Here is a 17,352-nt window from a genome sequence, read left to right as displayed (position 1 = left end):
GTTAGGGCGCAGCAAACCTGCAACACCGGCACCGCGCCGATAGGGCGCAACAAACCTACAACCCCAGCCCCGCGCAGTTAGGGCGCAGCAAACCTACAACACCGGCATCGCGCCGATTGGGCGCAGCAAACCTACAACACCGGCGCCAGGCCGATAGGGCGCAACAAACCTACAACCCCAGCCCCGCACCGGTTGGGCGCAACAAACCTGCAACACCGGCACCGCGCCGATAGGGCGCAACAAACCTACAACCCCAGCCCCGCGCAGTTAGGGCGCAACAAACCTACATCGCCGTCACCGCGCCGATAGGGCGCAACTGTGGGAAGAAAATAACGTTTCATCCTAAACCGTACAGATTTGCTGGGCTCGCGGAGAGTCACAGGCCTCGAACCGCCGTTAAAGTTTCATCCTAATGCGCATTAAGCAGGGGCCAAGCGGGTCGCATGCGTAAAAGATATGAAAATAAAGCTTCATCCAATCAGGAGGCCAGAAATCGCCACTGTGATGTCCGCCAGACCAGCGCCGCCGCCTTTTGCTCGGGCTGGGACAGGGTATGGCCGGGTAGCCTCACCGAGTCAGGGGCCCCTTTTAAGGATGAAACTTTATTTTCATTCCACAGCTCTCGCACAGTGTTTGGCAAGGTTAATTCGTAGATTGGGCGCAGCAAACCCACCACCCTACACAGTGGTTGCAGACAAGCTGAGACTCCAAGTAGTGCTGGCTAGGCGTAGCTGTGTCCTGATGCGTTGATGAGTCCTTTCTCTTGATAAAGCTGGACGTGGCAACAGGCTATTAGTCCCGCATGCGGGATATCTATTGGTATTTTTCCCTGAAGCTCACAATAAAAATTAAAAATCAGCGTTTTTTGGGGGGGTGGTTTGCACTGTTGATAGGAAAACTATCGACGGAGAAAGTAATGCTAGACACACCTAACCCCGGCAAGAAGGCTTTTGAGCTACTGACTGACATTAGCACAGCAACCCCGCGTGAAAAGTTACATGCACTAGCATCTGACGTAGGGCGGGATACAGATGTCCTTGAGGAAGTTTTAAATTTTTTAGATCCTCCGCCGTTGTTGATAGATCTACCTAGGGTCATGCAAGGGCTATTAAATACGCTTGATGCCATGGACATACCGCCAGTGCTCAACCTAGGCGCGTGCGATCTCAGAGCCTGGCGGGACGAGTGCTGTTGGGTTGTTTCAATCCGAAACAATCCTGATTTTATTGTTAGTTTAGGCCCCATGTTTTACCTAGGGGATATGCGGCGTAAACGTAATCCAGTTATCCATAAGGGTGTAAAGAAATACCCGCTCCCATACGCAACGCTTTGGCATGAACCTGCTGATTCAGAATGCGAGCAAGATTACTACCGCCTTATTGGGCAACTGCTCGTGGCCTATCAGCAAAGGGCTGATGGCTTGGACCTTAAAGATCAGAGATACACCGCGTATCTGAAACTCCGAGCGCTTTGCAGACAGCAGATACTGTCTATACCAAGTGAACTAAATATATGGTCCAGTTCTGCTGTGTTTGCTCAGGGCTGCCGTCAATTCGACGCCGGCAATTCAACTAATTATCTCGCAGAGTACTTCAGATCGATCGTTCGTCTCGCCCGCTATTTCGGTGGTGAGAAGCCGCCTGAACGTCACGGCGGTGGCGGTCATCATCACAATGGCGGTTCAAAAAGCGCAGGCCTAGGTGTACTAATTAGCCAAGGTGCTAGCGAGTTCCCGCTTGATGATCCAGACGACCCAGATTTGCTCCCTGGATATATAAGTTTCGTGGCGTCCCAACCGCTAGACGATGATTTAGATGAAGCACTGCCGCCGGGCGAAATAACCGCGGCGCGTGAAATATGTTTGATCGATACAAGAGGCGAGATCAGGCCATATGTAGCTGAATTGCTCAGCCATGAGGGCATGCTTGCTCATATTGCTCGCAGTAGGCAGTTTTTGCCTTTTGGCTACAACCTGCTCACGCAGTATGAACTAGCAAACCTACTGTTTGGTGTCACTGATGAATTTCTATTCTGTCGAGAACGAATTCGTAATTCTCCTGGCCAGGAGCAGACACAGATACGGAGGCGCTTGGAGGCACTGCTGGTACTTCATCTCATGCTCTGGTTCGGTCGCTCACTCGAGGACTGCAAAAAACTACGGATAGCCGAGCGCAATGCTCGCCCGAACTCGGTGCTGGAGTTGGTTCTGGCTGATGAGGCAGGGCCGGCGGAGTTCAGATTTTTTGCACCGACACCGGACTATGCAGCAGAAGAGCTCCTGCCTCGAGATGCCGTTCGAGCGTCTCAGCCAACAATCTCGGTACCGGACATGGTTGGGGCGGCAGCGCTTGTTATGTCAATCCGGGACTTGTCGCCGGTGAATGGCTCTCCCGTCATCACCTGGAAGATCAAAGACGTCGAGCGTGAAATCCGAAACTTATTGGGCGAGCTTGGAGGCGAAGATCCTCGCTACACGATGCACAAAGTGCGCTCCTATCTTCATCGCCAAATCATCGCAGACTCTCACGATGTGGTTGCAGCCACCATGCTATCTGGGATGCCCTGTCTTTCGGCAAACACACCGCTGTATTACAGCCAGTACAGCATTAACTATCTGCGACGCCTGTATTGCCAATCAGTACAGCGAGTGTTGGCTGCGGTTTATGCCTCAGTGGGATTGGAGGCCCCTAGTGTATCGATTCCCCCTGTTCCTGAGGTGGCTGTTGGTGCCCGAAACTGCCTTAGGCTGGATACAGTTAAAGCTAATCTTGATGCGTTGCTGGCAGTGCTGCGTAAACGCCCTCGAAAAAGTCGCCAGCAGCTTGTTCATTGGCATAACAGCTTTTCGCTGTGGACGGTTCAAATGTTCTTTATGGCGACAGGATGTCGAGCTATTCGCGACCCGTTGAAGCATGAAGACGAATTTATATCGCTTTGGGGGCACGGCACGCTGGGGGACAAAGGCTCAGATGATGGGCATATGAGTCGCCTGGTAGCGTTGACTGACCAACTAAAACGACAGTTAAAAGCCTATAAGGCTCACTGCAGGGCAATTACCGCACAATTCGACTTACATGCCCCGACTCCTACTCACGGATTTTTCCTGCGTCAAACCGATGATGGTTGTCTTTGCTACGAGGAAATCCGGCCGCTCCATATCAAAGCTGTAATGCGCCAGGTTGAGGGTTTCAAACCTCATCCAGTGAATGGATTCCGTAAATTCTTGAGAACTGAGCTCGCCGAGCGCGGATGTCCGCCTGAGACACTGTCGGCTCTGATGGGCCATTGGCTAAGTGGCGAAGAACCACAAGATATCTACTCGAGTTTTTGCCCGCGTACCTATGTCCAAGGCCTTCATACCCACTTGTTGCCACTCATGCGGGAGCTAGGCTGGACGGTTCGCAACAGCCACCTGGTTGCGGAGGCTGATGCATGAATAGGTCACGACTTTCGGATGAAATGCTGTCTGTTATCTGGAGCCCGGATAAGCATGATCCAGAGTGGAAAAGCGGATATCTTGTGACACTCCAGGAGCGCTGCAAAGACTCCGGTAACAGTATCGGCGAATGGCTCTGCGGACTACGTTCTCTGTGTAGCTTTCCCATCAAGGAAATGCAGAATCTCGGTAGTCAGCTCGAAGACTCAACATTACGCAACACGCTGGTAGAAGTGACGCGTCGGGCGCAGAGTTTTAATCTGAGCTTACCTCTGGCTCCGATAGCAATCGAAACGCAGCGCCGCCCAAATCCGATTAATCCAGACCTATACAACTCAGAGAATTTGTCGGCTAGTCAGGACATGGTTGATTCGATGGCGCGCGCCATTAGGCGTGATCTAGAACAACTCACACCCCATACGCGGATTGGGCTGCTTCTTCTTAGTGCTGCCTATTACGGCGCTCTGATGGACATTCCCCAGCTGACCGCGCTGACTCAGCTTGACCTAGGGCAGGTCATTTGGATATCCGGAATACCAGAGTTTCGGCTACGGCTCTCAATCCGAGGTCAACCTGAGGCTGAGAACCGGCAGTGGTTTCCAGACCCGATAACGCTGTCGCTTCTGTCGCGCTGTACTGCAGATCTAGCCGATAACCAGTCTTACCTGACTCGAAAGGACGGAAAATTAAAATGTATTCAAGCGGCCTTGGTCGCAGGAGAAATTTGTCCTGACAACCAGCCAGCCTCTCTAGAGCGTGCGTTCGAGTTACTGCGTATCGAGCGTCAAACACGGTTACCACAGCTGCTAATAAATTACGCTACAAGATCCAACTTTGTGTCGCATTCTGTCTTGTCGGACTCATGGCAGCATTTGAGCGGGAATGCGCCAGCACCAAGAAGCGAAGAGAAACAGAAACAGAAACGGAAAAAGCACCGATTTCGCAGAGCCCAGCAAAATGTCCCCGAGTGGTTGACGGTGTTGTGCCGAAGGATCCGCAAACAGCAAGTTTCAGCAGTAGAGAATGTACCTCGACCTCAGACGCTTGAAGCCTTGATCAGTGGCTGGGCGGCGATCCTGCTTCACGGCCGCTCGTTTTACGGCAACACGTTACAGCCCAAAACAGTTGCTAACTATGTTCGGGATGTCGGTGTTGGCTTGGACAATCTGCTCTCTGCTGATTCGGTCTTGGATGTTTCGCCAGATGCGCTCGAGGAGCTCTATGAGCTGATGCTGGAAGCGCAGCCCACCTCGTCTATGAGGAGGAATCTCGCCAAGGGATTGTTGGAGTTTCACGGCCACCTGCAGAAAACTTTTTCGTATCCTCCAATCAGCCCCTATAGCTTGCTGGGCATTGGGAAAACACCTCAGTTCGTCGATGCCCAGATAGTCAGTGAAGAGCAATATCGCCTAGCGCTGCGAGATTTGGCTACAGGGCCATTGAGCCAGCGCTCACCACGTCTCGCTATCGTGGCCCAAGCCATGATGATCTTCGGGTTTCGACTGGGATTGCGCCGCAATGAGGCGCTGAAATTGCTGCGTCGAGACCTGCAATTGTGTTCGCTGCCTGATGCGCGAGCCGCTGCAGTAAAGCGTCGACATCAGAACCTCAAGCGGCTGTCGCCTGACCAACTAACTGCCCTTGAGCTACCGATCAACCTGCATATCCGACCACACGCTCAGCGCTCGTTAAAATCACGTAACTCGACACGGACCCTGCCAGTTCACGTATTGCTTGAGCCAGATGAGTTGCAGCTAATTGAGCGTCTGGCCAAGCTACGCGATGACGAAGAGCTAAAGAGTCCATATTCGGAATTCCTGTTCTGTATCCCCGAGTTCCAGACTCGATGGGTTTCTGAGTCAGCATTGATGCCGGCTATTCATGATGCCCTACGCCAAGTGACTGGTTGCAGCGATATGCACTATCACCACTTGAGACATTCCGCTGCGACGTGGCTGACGTTCAAGTTAGCTGCGTCAGTATTTGGTGTTAGTCAGGAGGCTGGATTGCTGTTCGGTGAGCATACGAAAACCATGAAATGGCTGCTGGACACAGAACGGCTAAACCGCGAATTTCTTCACTCTCAGGAGGCCGCCACCCGACGGGTGATCCATATAACCAGCGCGGTGCTCGGGCATGCGAGCCCCAAAACTTCGTTGCTGCACTATGTTCATTGCATGCCATGGTTATCAGCATTGTGCTGGCAGTGGAATCCAGAATTTTGGCCGTCTGCTCATGTCATCGCGAAAATTGCACAGGTTAGCCTGCCAAATAAGCCGGACGACCCACCTGCGCCAGGCATGCATGCAGAAATTAGGCACATGCAGCGAATCATCGGCCGCCTGAAGTTCTACAGGCGCAATAACAAAGTTAAAGCTAGGCGGCCACTTATTTCCCCTCAGAAGAATGAGAGTGGGTGGGCGCTGACGAGATTAAATGAAATCTCATCCATGCTCGCCTACGAGGCTTACTCGGAGTCATCGGGGCAGTCGGTCAACATGGATTGGGTTGCGTTTACCGAGGCTGATCGATCGGCCATGCTGGAGCGGGCAAGATACATCAGCCACCTCGGGACGCATCGCTTGCAGCGCCCTGTGACCTCTGACTCAAATTATAGAATTGGGCTTGTTCCAAGACCGCCCAAACACGGGGGCTGGCTGGGATAGCGGTCTATTCGAATCGGCTTTATGGCTTGCTAAGCAGTCGGTATAAAGCTAAAGCTGGCCGAGTGCTAGATGATTTTGTGGAGCGTTGCTGGTCAAGCGAGACGACGCTGCGCTTTTACACCGGCAGGGATGATAAGAGTGCCCGTGAGTATCTATGGCTTCTATCTGAGCTGGGCATCCCTTCAGTTGACACTGAGTTCATCATTTACGACACGCGCACGCCCAGGCAAACCAAAAGCCGTTGGCGAACGGTTCTGGGGAAACCTCGTCTGAAGTTCATTGAGCAAGTTCCAGAGAATCGAAGCACCCAGAACAGCCACTTGGGCATTCGAGTGACACTGCGTTTACCAGGCATAGAGCTCACAGCGCAGGAGCAGAACCATCACTCCGGCGCAGCTCTGCGCTACCTGATGCTAATGACTTCCATCGACTGGCATTTTCGGGCCTGATTGCATGGTGCAACGCTGGGGCCTTTCTACTCATGACTCGGCTCCAGCTTGGAATATGTATATGTATCGTATTTGATCGCCCAATCAAACCATTGCGAGTTAGCCATTTGCTTTTGCAATGATCTGCGATAGCGTCCTAGTTGGCGAGCCCGCAACGGTTACATGGAGGGCAACAATTGTCCAGTGACGACGGGCAAGAGTCGGCCAAAAGCAGCCGGTGGTGTTAAGTATAAAATCAGGATCGCTCCCGTACTCTATTCCGAGCAAGCAGTCGGCGGTTACTCTTAACGTGAGCAAACACCCATCATCCAGCCCATGCGCCCCGACTGGCTGCGTAGTGCCTAGAGACTTCCAAGATGAAAAAAAGCTTGCCTCCGCTCAATTGGTTGCGGGCATTCGAGTGTGCAGCCCGGCACCTTAACTTTACCCATGCGGCGCAGGAGTTGAACTTGACTCAAGCGGCCGTGAGTCAGCAGGTCAAGGGGCTCGAAACCAAGCTTGGGGCAGTGCTGTTCAAGAGGCTGCCTAGAGGCCTTGAACTCAGTGAGGCCGGTCAGGCTTTTCTGCCGGCGGTGCATGAGGCGGTCGAACGACTGGCGGCCGCCACTGATGAAATCTTCGGTCAGGGGCACCACAAAGTACTGACTGTGCGAGTCAACCTAGTGTTCTTCATGCACTGGTTGGCGGTTCGCCTGCCGGACTTTCGCAAGCTGCATCCGGGGATCAACTTACACATCACCAGTAATATCTGGGTGGAAGATGTGGACGTTGAAGCGGATATGGAAATCCGTCACGGCCAGGGCAAATGGCCCGGACTGAAAGCCGATCGCTTGACGTGGGATACGCTGGTCCCGGTGTGCTCACCGACACTGGGGACTGAGCAACAACCGCTGAATGCCCCCAAAGATCTTGCCCGCCACGAGCTTCTACATGTTCTGGGCTATGAGGAAGGCTGGGGATACTGGCTGAAAAAAGCCGGTGCAGAACAGGTGGACTCATCCCAAGGGTTGCAGTTCGACACGCTAATTTCGGCACTCAGGATGGCTGAACTTGGGCAGGGCGTTGCGCTCGCTCGCTCGTCTTTGGTTGGGCAGATGCTTAAGGACGGCACGTTGATTGCGCCTTTCGAACAGCGCTTCAAGACCTTGGAGGCCTTTTACTTGGTGTACTCCCCCCACAGCCTGGCAAACCCGCAGGCCGCCGCATTCATCGCCTGGCTAACGGCAGAAGCACAGGCTGCAAACCTCGATACCTGATACTCCAGCAGATGTTATAGCAAGCCATTACAGTTCCTGCCCAGCCGCCCTTCGTCCTATTCACGAGCCTTTCTGACAGCCCAGTAGGCGGGGTAGCGCAAGGCGGCGCGGCCTCCGAAAAGCGCTCGTCACATATAAGCGATTCTTTTCAGCCATAAATAAAACAGCCCCTTAGGGCTTTTTTTTATTGCTTTTCCCCTTCCAGTAATTTCCCGAAAGTAGCCCCCAGATCGTCACCCAAGCTTTGCTGAAAAACAGCGGCGAGGCATGTCGGCGACTAATCACAACAACAACAAAAGCTCGCGTTGCAGCGAGCCTTACAGAGTGATGGTGAATCATGGGACATCTCAAGCAACTGCCCCTGCATGGCGTCAAGGTTATCGACTTCGGCCAATACATCGCCGGGCCTGCCGTGGCCATGATCCTCGCGGACCTCGGTGCCACAGTCATTCATATCGATCCCCCTAGCGGGCCGCTGTGGGACAGCCCGGCTAACGCCGTACTGAACCGGAATAAGCTCTGCCTGCAACTCGACCTCAAGTCTGCCAAGGGTCTGCAAGACGCCAAGGCACTGATCGCCAGCGCAGATATCGTGATCGAAAATTTCCGCCCCGCTGTCATGCAGCGTCTCGGCCTGGACTTTGCCGAACTGCGCCAGCAGCGCCCCGAGCTGATCACCCTGTCGATTCCAGGCTTCGCCACCAACGACGAGCTGCGCCGTGATTGGCGGGCCTTCGAGTCGATTATCGCCTCGGCCTCCGGGGTGTTTACCGACATGGGACAGAACCGCGTCTTGATGGGCATAAACCCAAGTTTCTCGCCGCTGCCCCTGGCATCCTCCTACGGCACCATGCTGGCTGTATCCGCAGTAGTACTTGCCTTGCAAGCACGGCAAAGCAGTGGGCTGGGCGATCAAATTGAAGTGCCTCTGGCGGCCGCTGTTATGGAAGGGCTGTCCTATAACTCGATCAAGATCGATGGCTATCCGCTGCGCTACAAGACCTTGCGTGAGAAAGAAATCGAGCGCCGGCGTGCCGAGAACTTGCCGATGAACCTCAGCTACGAGGACCTGCAGGAATATCTCGATCCGTTCTACCGCACCTATGAATGTGCCGATGGCCGCAAGTTCTATGCGGTTTGCCCGTCACATCGCTCGCATGCCAAGCGCTGCCTGCAGGCCATGGGGCTGTATGAAGAGATGTTGGCTGCCGGCCTACCCAAGGTCGAAGATCCCTATCTGCCATTGGCGCAGTGGGAAGGTGATGCGTCCCTTGGCGTTTACCCGTTACCTGCAGACTGGGCCAAGCGTATCTCGGTGCGGATGAAAGAAGTTTTTCTCACCAAGACAGCTGCCGAATGGGAAAAAATATTCGGCGAAGGTCAGTTCCCTGGCACCCCTCATCGCTCCACGCAGGAGTGGCTGTATGATGAGCACGCCAACACGGCTGGCCTAGTCGTGGACGTCAACGACCCGCACTACGGGGTGATGAAACAGCCAGGGCCAATCGCGTGGCTGGAAGACAGTGCCGATTTGATGCTGGCACCCCAAGCGCGCCGTACCGTCACTATCCAGGAAGCCCTGGCCACGCTGGCTGAATGTGAAACACCGGCTTTGCCTGCCCCCACAGGTAAAGTCGCTGGCTGGCTGGAAGGGGTACGCATCCTTGACCTGACTAACGTGATCGCCGGCCCGCACTCCACTTCATTCCTCGGCCGCTTTGGTGCCGAGGTGATCAAGCTCGACCCAGCCACACCCAACTACGACCCCTGGAATACGGTGGTATTTGGAATGTCGTCGGCGCGCGGCAAGCAGAGCATCTTGGTCGACTTGAACCAAGCAGATGGCCGTGAGGTGTTCAACACCCTGGTGCGTTCGGTGGACATCATCGTGATGAACGCCCCCGATCGGCAGCTGGCTCCGCTGGGCCTTGATGAAGCAAGCCTGCAGGCGGTGAACCCAGGGGTAATATTCTGCCAGCTGGATTGCTTCGGCGGCCCCCGCCATGGCCCGCGTACGGATTACCTGGGTTACGACGACCTGATCCAGGCGACTACCGGCATCATGTTGCGCTTCGGCGGCAGTATGCAGACGCCTGAAGAGCATGCTCATGTCGGCACCATTGATGTCATGTGCGGTTTCGCTGCGGCCCTGGGCATTGCTACCGCGCTCTATCAAAAAGCCGTAACAGGCCAGGTCAGTCGTGCGCGCACCTCATTGGCCTCGCTAGGCAACCTGGTGCAGATCCCTTTCTGCTTCGATTATGCCGGCCGTGCACCTTTTGATGAGCCATCCGGCCGCGATGCTGTCGGCTATAGCGACTTGTCGCGCTTCTACCGTACCGCAGAGGACTGGCTCTACCTGGACAGCAACGTGGCTGAACTGGCGCGGCTGGACGGCGTAGAAGGCCTGGCCGGTCTCGCCGAGGCGAATGACCGCGCCGCCTTCCTTACCCATGCACTGCTGACTGCACCAGCCGCTACCTGGCAGAGCCGCCTGCACGCCGCTGGTATAGCCGCGGCGGTGCCAGACAACTTAGACAACCTGCGTCAACGTTACAGCCGCCCTGCAGATGGTCGACCGGGCACGGAGAACGGCAGCTATTCGTTCAGCGTGTATGCCGATCACCCGAGCGGTCGATGCGTCACCCAGCTTGATCCATTTGCCATCCGCCCACGCAGTGCGCCCATCCGCGCGTTGCCACCGGCGGAAAAATTCGGCGCTTCGACGCGCACGGTGCTGCGCGATTTTGGCTACAGCGAAGCGCAAGTCGACACCCTTATTGCCCGCAAGAGCATCAGCGAAAGCTGGAGTGAGGAGTACCTGCCGAGCTAAGCACGAGACCCAACTCGCGCTCTGGAATGCCACTGCCCGGTGTGCCGGAGCGTTATCTCACTAGTAGTGACCTAAACGAGAACTGCCATGAACAATAAATATAAAAAAGTTATGCCCAACGACCACCGCTCCCTCTTTGGCCCCATGTGCTCCTGCATCGAGTGCAACCACGGTTAAGCCGTAATTCGCATACGCGTACTACGGGCCCGGCGACCGCTCAGCGGAAGTCACCGTAGCCAGCCTACAAGAGGAGAGTTATCGCGATGAGTAACATACACAACGGCTCAGCCCTCGATGGACGGGTTTTTTGGCCATCGATTGCAGTCATTCTTGGCATCACCATTCCACTGGTCATGTATCCCGAATCTGGGAACCTGATCATCAAACAGTTATTTGGCTTCGCCACCGGTAATTTCGGCTGGCTGTATTTGCTTAGCGGCCTCGGTGCTGTGCTTTTCCTGCTATGGCTCGCCTTGGGTCGCTACGGCAACGTACGCCTAGGCCGCGCTGAAGATGTTCCCGAGTTCTCCTACTTCAGCTGGATTGCCATGATTTTCTGTGGCGGCATCGGTATTGCCATCGCCAACTGGGCGTGGGTTGAGCCGATCTACTACTTTGATGGACCGCCGCTGGGCATCGCCGCCAAAAGCAAGGAAGCCGCCGAGTGGGCACTGGCCTATGGGCAGTTCCACTGGGGGCTAACGCCTTGGGCCTTCTACTGCCTGCCGGCGATTCCGATTGCCTACTCCATGTATGTCCGTCGTCAGCCAGGCGTGCGCCTATCGGTAGCGGCACGCGGGGTCTTGGGTGACAAGGCTGATGGCTGGCTAGGAACCCTGCTCGACACCGTGGTGGTGTTCGGCATCGTCGGCGGTGTTGGCACCTCGCTGGGCTTGGCTGTGCCGTTGGTATCTACCCTGGCCTCCGATGTGTTCGGTCTGCAGCCGTCGTTTGGCTTCGACATGCTGATTCTCGGCCTGTGGACGGCAATGTTCGGTGCCAGTGTGTGGTTCGGTCTAAGTAAAGGCATCAAGCTGCTCAGTGACATCAACGTCTATTTAGCCGTGCTGCTTCTGGTCTTTGTGCTGGCGGTCGGCCCGACTCTGTTTATCGTCAATGGCTGGTCCAACAGTGTGGGCCTGATGATCAATAACTTTATTCACATGAGCCTGTGGACCGATCCAATAGCCAAGGGCAGTTTTCCTCAGGACTGGACTGTTTTCTACTGGGCGTGGTGGATCGCCTATGCACCGATGATGGGGCTGTTTGTTGCGCGTATTTCTCGGGGCCGAACAATCCGTGAGTTGGTGTTCGCCGAACTGGTCTGGGGCAGCCTGGGTTGCTGGGTGTTCTTCGCTGTATGGGGTGGTTATGCCCTGGACTTGCAGCTGACCGGAGCGCTGGATGTCAGCACTATTCTCAACCAGCAAGGTATTCCGGCGACCGTTTTGGCGATCATGAAAACCATGCCGATGGCCGAGGTAATCATCGCCGGCTTTGTGCTGCTGTGTTTTGTGTTCCTGGCGACGACCCTGGACTCGGCGGCCTATGTACTGGCTTCAGTCACGTCGTACAAGTTGTCCGGTTATGAGGAACCACGTCGCTGGATCCGCATTACCTGGGCATTGCTACTGGCATTGGTCGGCATTGGCCTGATCAAGGTCGGCGGACTCAAGGCGGTGCAAACCTCGACCATTATTGTTGCCCTGCCGCTGATTCCCGTCCTGGCGATTCTGGCGTGGTCGCTGCTACGCATGCTCAAGCAGGACTTCGGCACCCGCCTGGACTCACCCGTATTGATTGTCGATGCCCCCGCACCGACCGCGTCGGGCGGTGCTGCTCAAGGCCCCGTCATGCAGCCATTCGGAGCCACGCCTAACCCCGCTGCACCACTGGATCCACAGCGCTAATAACCTAACGGGTACCCGCAAGGCCTGCACGGTACCCGCCTTTTAAAGATGACGCATGGGACGGCCCAACGGATCCCAACGGCTTTCTCATGCCTAGAAATCGTGGAGTACATATGTCCAATCAAGTGCTTTTGCCCCGGATCATGCAACTTGGCGCTAACGCCAGCGACGCCATACCCAGCGTACTCGCCAGCCTTGGCTGCTCTCGTCCATTGCTGATCACCGACAAGATGATGGTGCAACTGGGTTATGCCGCACGCATCGAGCAGACCCTGGCGGCCAGCGGAATGACGGTGGAAGTCTTCGCTGATACCGTTCCAGAACCCACGGTCGACTCGATCCAGGCCGGTGTGGCAAAGGCCCGTGCCGGCAACTACGACAGCATCATCGCCCTAGGCGGCGGTAGCCCGATCGACAGTGCCAAGGCCATCGGCATCCTGGCCAAGTTGGGCGGCGAAATGCGTGATTACAAGTTTCCGCGCAACGTCACCGAGGCGGGTTTACCGATCATTGCGGTTCCAACCACGGCTGGCACCGGTTCTGAGGTCACGCGTTTCACCATCATCACTGACGAGAAAAATGACGAGAAAATGCTCTGCGTCGGTATCGGCTTTATGCCGGTGGCTGCATTGGTCGACTACACCCTGACCCTCAGCCTGCCAGCGCGTGTTACCGCCGACACCGGTATTGATGCACTGACCCACGCCATCGAAGCCTACGTCAGCCAGAAAGCCAATCTCTACAGCGATAGCCAGGCCTTGGCGGCCATGCGCTTGATCGGGCCAAACCTGCGACGCGTCTTTCACTCCGGGCAAGACACAGTTGCGCGCGAAGCACTGATGCTCGGCTCGACCCTCGCCGGCGTGGCCTTTTCCAGCGCTTCGGTAGCTCTCGTGCATGGCATGAGTCGCCCTATCGGTGCGTTCTTCCATGTGCCCCACGGGCTGTCCAACGCAATGTTGCTACCCAGCGTGACGGCGTTCTCGATTCCTTCCGCCGCCGAGCGTTACGCCGACTGCGCGCGCGCCATGGGCATCGCCACTACGCAAGACAGCACCGATGCCGCCAACGCCAAGTTGCTGGCCGAATTGCAGGCACTCAATGACGAGCTACAAGTGCCGACGCCAGAACAATTCGGCATCGACCGTGCGCGTTTCTTCGAGCTAATGCCAACCATGGCGCAGCAAGCACTGGCGTCCGGCTCACCGGGCAACAATCCACGCGTTCCCACGGTGGAGCAGATGGTCGAAATCTACCGCAACCTCTGGTAACCGATTTTCCCCTAAGCCTTTCGCGGCCCATCGCCGTGCTATCAACACATCAGGAGTAAGTATATGAATATCGTAGGTCACCTCATTAACGGTCAGCTCATTACCGATGCCGAGCGCCTTCAGGACGTATTCAACCCATCCACCGGCGAAGCCGATAAACAAGTCGCCCTCGCATCCAAGGCCACCGTCGAGCAGGCGATTGCAGCCGCCGAGGCTGCGTTCCCGGCGTGGAGCAAAACGCCGCCGATCAAACGTGCGCGAGTGATGTTCCGTTTCAAGGAATTGCTCGAACAGAACGCCGATCGCATCGCACAAATGATCGGTGAGGAGCACGGTAAGATTTCCCACGATGCTCTGGGTGAGCTGCAGCGCGGCATCGAGAACGTCGAATATGCGTGCGGTGCGCCTGAGTTGCTCAAAGGCGAACACAGTAAAAACGTCGGCCCCAATATCGATTCGTGGAGCGAGTTTCAGCCCTTGGGTGTGGTGGCGGGTATCACCCCGTTCAACTTCCCGGCGATGGTGCCGCTGTGGATGTTCCCGATGGCCATCGTCTGCGGCAACTGCTTCATCCTCAAGCCGTCCGAGCGTGACCCTAGCTCGACTCTGTTCATTGCCCAACTGTTGCAGGAGGCGGGTCTGCCTAATGGCGTGATGAACGTGGTTAACGGCGACAAAGTAGCGGTGGACACCTTGCTCAACGATGAGCGCGTCATGGCGGTCAGCTTTGTCGGTTCGACCCCTATTGCTGAGTACATCTACAAAACCGCCAATGCCAATGGCAAGCGTTGCCAGGCCTTGGGTGGTGCGAAGAACCACGCCATCGTGATGCCCGACGCCGATATGGATAACGCCGTGAACCAACTGCTCGGCGCGGCGTTCGGCTCCTCCGGTGAGCGCTGCATGGCCCTCTCGGTCGCCGTCGCAGTAGGCGATGCGGCTGCCGATGCGCTGGTCGAGAAGATGCAGGCCGCGATGCAATCCCTCAAGGTCGGTGCCTATTCAGAGAAGAGCAACGACTTCGGCCCAGTGATCACCAAGGCACACCAGCAGAAGGTTGTGGGCTATATCAACAGCGCCGAAGAGCAGGGTGCCACGATCGTGGTCGACGGCCGCAACCCCAAGGTGGCTGGTTTTGAGAACGGCTTCTTCGTCGGCGGCACGCTGATCGATAACGTCAGCCCGGAGATGGTCAGCTACAAGGAAGAGATTTTCGGCCCTGTGCTGCAAGTCGTGCGGGTCAACAGCATGCAAGAGGCCATGGACCTGATCGATGCCCACGAATATGGCAACGGCACCTGCATCTTCACTCGCGATGGTGAGGCGGCACGTTACTTCTCTGACAACATCAAGGTCGGCATGGTCGGTATTAACGTGCCACTGCCGGTGCCCGTGGCCTACCACAGCTTCGGCGGTTGGAAGCGTTCGCTGTTCGGTGACCTGCATGCCTACGGCCCTGACGCCGTGCGCTTTTACACCAAGCGTAAGACTGTCACCCAGCGCTGGCCATCAGCGGGTGTGCGTGAAGGTGTTGAGTTCTCCATGCCGACCATGAAGTGAAGAGGCACTGCTGACGTTTAACGAATACTCTGCCGTACCTCCTGTGTCTGGAGGTACGGCAGACTGGAAATCGCTTAACTACTGCACCGTCTTCTTTACGCTCACTTGTGACACATGCCAAACCGATAACGTTAAGACCGGGCTGGAAATGGTCTTGATCGTTTTTTTGTTGTAATTAAATACGATCGGTCTAATATGTCGGCATGACTATTTCTAAGCCACAGGTCCGTCGCGGCCGCCCGCCAAAAGTTGCCCGTGAGCACACTGAAACACTCGATGTGTTGCTTCGTTGTGGCATGGAAGTACTGACCGAGCAAGGTTTTGCTGCCACCGGCATCGACACTGTCCTCAAGCGGGTCAGTGTGCCCAAAGGCTCGTTCTATCACTACTTTGACAGTAAGGAAGCCTTCGGACAGGCGGTGTTGCGTCGTTATGCCGATTACTTTGCCCGCAAACTGGATCGCTGGTTGCTGAATGAAGCAGAGCTTCCTCTCCAACGGCTGCGAAATTTTGTCGAGGACGCCAAGTCAGGCATGACTAAACACCAGTTCCGTCGCGGCTGTCTGGTTGGCAATCTTGGTCAGGAAGTCGTCGTACTACCGGAGAGTTTTCGCAATGAACTGGAAGGCGTACTGCTCGACTGGCAGGCGCGCCTAACTGCCTGCCTGCAGGATGCGGTCAAGCAGGGTCAGATAGGCGTAGAGAGTGACTGCGACGCACTCTCCGCGTTTTTCTGGATCGGCTGGGAGGGCGCCGTGTTGCGTGCCAGGCTGGTGCAAAACGTGCGGCCACTGGATGTATTCACGGATGGTTTTATTGCAGGTGTTACACGGTGATCCCCTGCTTTTTTTCGGTTTTTTTATAGACGATCGGTCTAAATTGGAGATAGCAATGTTTAAGGCAATTCTTGTTGATAAAGACGCAGATGTTTACCAAGCAAATGTGGCTGAGCTGGATGATGCGCAGCTACCGGAAGGCGATGTCACCGTCCGTGTGGCCTATAGCACGCTGAACTATAAGGATGGGCTGGCTATCACCGGCAGTAGCCCGGTGGTGCGTCGTTTTCCAATGGTTCCCGGCATTGATTTTGCCGGCACCGTTGAGTCCAGCAACCACTCGGCATACAAAGCCGGTGATCGGGTGCTACTCAACGGCTGGGGCGTCGGAGAAGGGCATTGGGGTGGTCTGGCGCAGAAAGCTAGATTGAATGGTGACTGGTTGATTCCCTTGCCTGAAGGTTTGAGCGAGCGTCAGGCGATGGCAATCGGCACTGCCGGTTATACCGCGATGCTCTGCCTGATCGCGCTGGAGCGTCATGGCCTTACGCCGCAGAGCGGCGAAGTGCTGGTGACAGGTGCCAATGGCGGCGTTGGCAGTTTCGCGATCGCCTTGCTGGCACGCAAAGGCTACACCGTTGTTGCAGCGACCGGACGTTTGGCGGAAGCGGACTACCTCAAGCGGCTGGGCGCGAGTACCATCATCGATCGTGCTGAGCTGTCCAACCCCGGGCGTGCCCTGGCCAAAGAGCGCTGGGCAGCAGCGATTGACTCCGTCGGTAGTCATACACTGGCCAACGTGTGTGCCGGTATTCGCGCAGATGGTTTAGTTGCTGCGTGCGGCTTGGCTCAAGGCATGGACTTCCCTGCGACGGTAGCGCCATTCATCCTTCGCGGCATCAGCCTACTTGGAATCAATAGCGTCACCCGCTCTTGTAAAGAACGGGTCGAAGCCTGGGATCGTCTTTGCAGCGGTCTAGATATGGCACAGCTGGATGAAATTACCCAGGAGGTCGGTCTGAGTGAGGCCATATTGGTTGCCCAAGAATTGCTCAACGGTAAGATCCGGGGCCGTGTGGTCGTGGACGTGAATAAGTAAGCACCGGAAATTCACCAGTAGGCTGACGCGGAGTGAATCGGCTTAATTATGTAGACACACATGAGGGGCTGCTTTTGGCCCAGAGTGTGTAAAAAC

The 17,352-nt window shown here is 55.8% G+C and carries 9 protein-coding genes; all 9 read left to right on the top strand.

Annotated features, from left to right (window positions below):
• Positions 1–802: 802 nt before the first annotated feature.
• The 9 genes from FEZ62_RS20805 (at position 803) to FEZ62_RS19990 (ending at position 17,256) form a co-directional block, all read left to right on the top strand.
• Positions 803–3,436 (top strand): hypothetical protein, encoded by a 2,634-nt coding sequence (locus FEZ62_RS20805; RefSeq protein WP_242455006.1) that lies wholly within the window; start codon positions 803–805, stop codon positions 3,434–3,436.
• On the top strand, positions 3,433–6,102 hold the full coding sequence (locus tag FEZ62_RS20025; RefSeq protein ID WP_172929574.1) for a hypothetical protein: 2,670 nt from the start codon (positions 3,433–3,435) through the stop codon (positions 6,100–6,102). The genes FEZ62_RS20805 and FEZ62_RS20025 overlap by 4 nt, the downstream gene beginning before the upstream one ends.
• An 805-nt stretch (positions 6,103–6,907) precedes the next feature.
• Positions 6,908–7,807: a transcriptional regulator GcvA gene (gene gcvA / locus FEZ62_RS20020; RefSeq protein ID WP_172929573.1), complete on the top strand. Its 900-nt coding sequence runs from the start codon at positions 6,908–6,910 to the stop codon at positions 7,805–7,807.
• A gap of 337 nt (positions 7,808–8,144) precedes the next feature.
• Positions 8,145–10,640, top strand: a complete 2,496-nt coding sequence (locus tag FEZ62_RS20015) for a CoA transferase (RefSeq protein ID WP_172929572.1) — start codon at positions 8,145–8,147, stop codon at positions 10,638–10,640.
• A 263-nt stretch (positions 10,641–10,903) separates the two neighbouring features.
• On the top strand, positions 10,904–12,550 hold the full coding sequence (locus FEZ62_RS20010) for a BCCT family transporter (RefSeq protein ID WP_172929571.1): 1,647 nt from the start codon (positions 10,904–10,906) through the stop codon (positions 12,548–12,550).
• A 113-nt stretch (positions 12,551–12,663) separates the two neighbouring features.
• Entirely contained in the window at positions 12,664–13,821 is a 1,158-nt protein-coding gene (locus FEZ62_RS20005) for an iron-containing alcohol dehydrogenase (RefSeq protein WP_172929570.1), read from the top strand.
• Positions 13,822–13,884: 63 nt separating this feature from the next.
• Positions 13,885–15,381: a CoA-acylating methylmalonate-semialdehyde dehydrogenase gene (locus FEZ62_RS20000; RefSeq protein WP_172929569.1), complete on the top strand. Its 1,497-nt coding sequence runs from the start codon at positions 13,885–13,887 to the stop codon at positions 15,379–15,381.
• Positions 15,382–15,584: 203 nt separating this feature from the next.
• Positions 15,585–16,217 carry a TetR/AcrR family transcriptional regulator gene (locus FEZ62_RS19995; protein ID WP_172929568.1) on the top strand — a complete coding sequence of 211 codons (633 nt, stop codon included), beginning with the start codon at positions 15,585–15,587 and terminating at the stop codon, positions 16,215–16,217.
• A 55-nt stretch (positions 16,218–16,272) separates the two neighbouring features.
• Positions 16,273–17,256, top strand: a complete 984-nt coding sequence (locus FEZ62_RS19990) for an MDR family oxidoreductase (RefSeq protein ID WP_172929567.1) — start codon at positions 16,273–16,275, stop codon at positions 17,254–17,256.
• The last annotated feature ends 96 nt before the right edge of the window (positions 17,257–17,352 follow it).

Source organism: Pseudomonas sp. MS19, assembly GCF_013277615.1.
GTDB lineage: Bacteria > Pseudomonadota > Gammaproteobacteria > Pseudomonadales > Pseudomonadaceae > Aquipseudomonas > Aquipseudomonas marincola.
This window is presented reverse-complemented; position numbering and strand designations above follow the sequence as displayed.

Bases quoted from the DNA above. Each gene is read 5' to 3' on its own strand.
- FEZ62_RS20000 (WP_172929569.1), top strand. From the start codon at position 13,885: ATGAATATCGTAGGTCACCTCATTAACGGTCAGCTCATTACCGATGCC.
- FEZ62_RS20015 (WP_172929572.1), top strand. From the start codon at position 8,145: ATGGGACATCTCAAGCAACTGCCCCTGCATGGCGTCAAGGTTATCGAC.
- FEZ62_RS20805 (WP_242455006.1), top strand. From the start codon at position 803: ATGCGGGATATCTATTGGTATTTTTCCCTGAAGCTCACAATAAAAATT.
- FEZ62_RS20025 (WP_172929574.1), top strand. From the start codon at position 3,433: ATGAATAGGTCACGACTTTCGGATGAAATGCTGTCTGTTATCTGGAGC.
- gcvA (WP_172929573.1), top strand. From the start codon at position 6,908: ATGAAAAAAAGCTTGCCTCCGCTCAATTGGTTGCGGGCATTCGAGTGT.
- FEZ62_RS20010 (WP_172929571.1), top strand. From the start codon at position 10,904: ATGAGTAACATACACAACGGCTCAGCCCTCGATGGACGGGTTTTTTGG.
- FEZ62_RS20005 (WP_172929570.1), top strand. From the start codon at position 12,664: ATGTCCAATCAAGTGCTTTTGCCCCGGATCATGCAACTTGGCGCTAAC.
- FEZ62_RS19995 (WP_172929568.1), top strand. From the start codon at position 15,585: ATGACTATTTCTAAGCCACAGGTCCGTCGCGGCCGCCCGCCAAAAGTT.
- FEZ62_RS19990 (WP_172929567.1), top strand. From the start codon at position 16,273: ATGTTTAAGGCAATTCTTGTTGATAAAGACGCAGATGTTTACCAAGCA.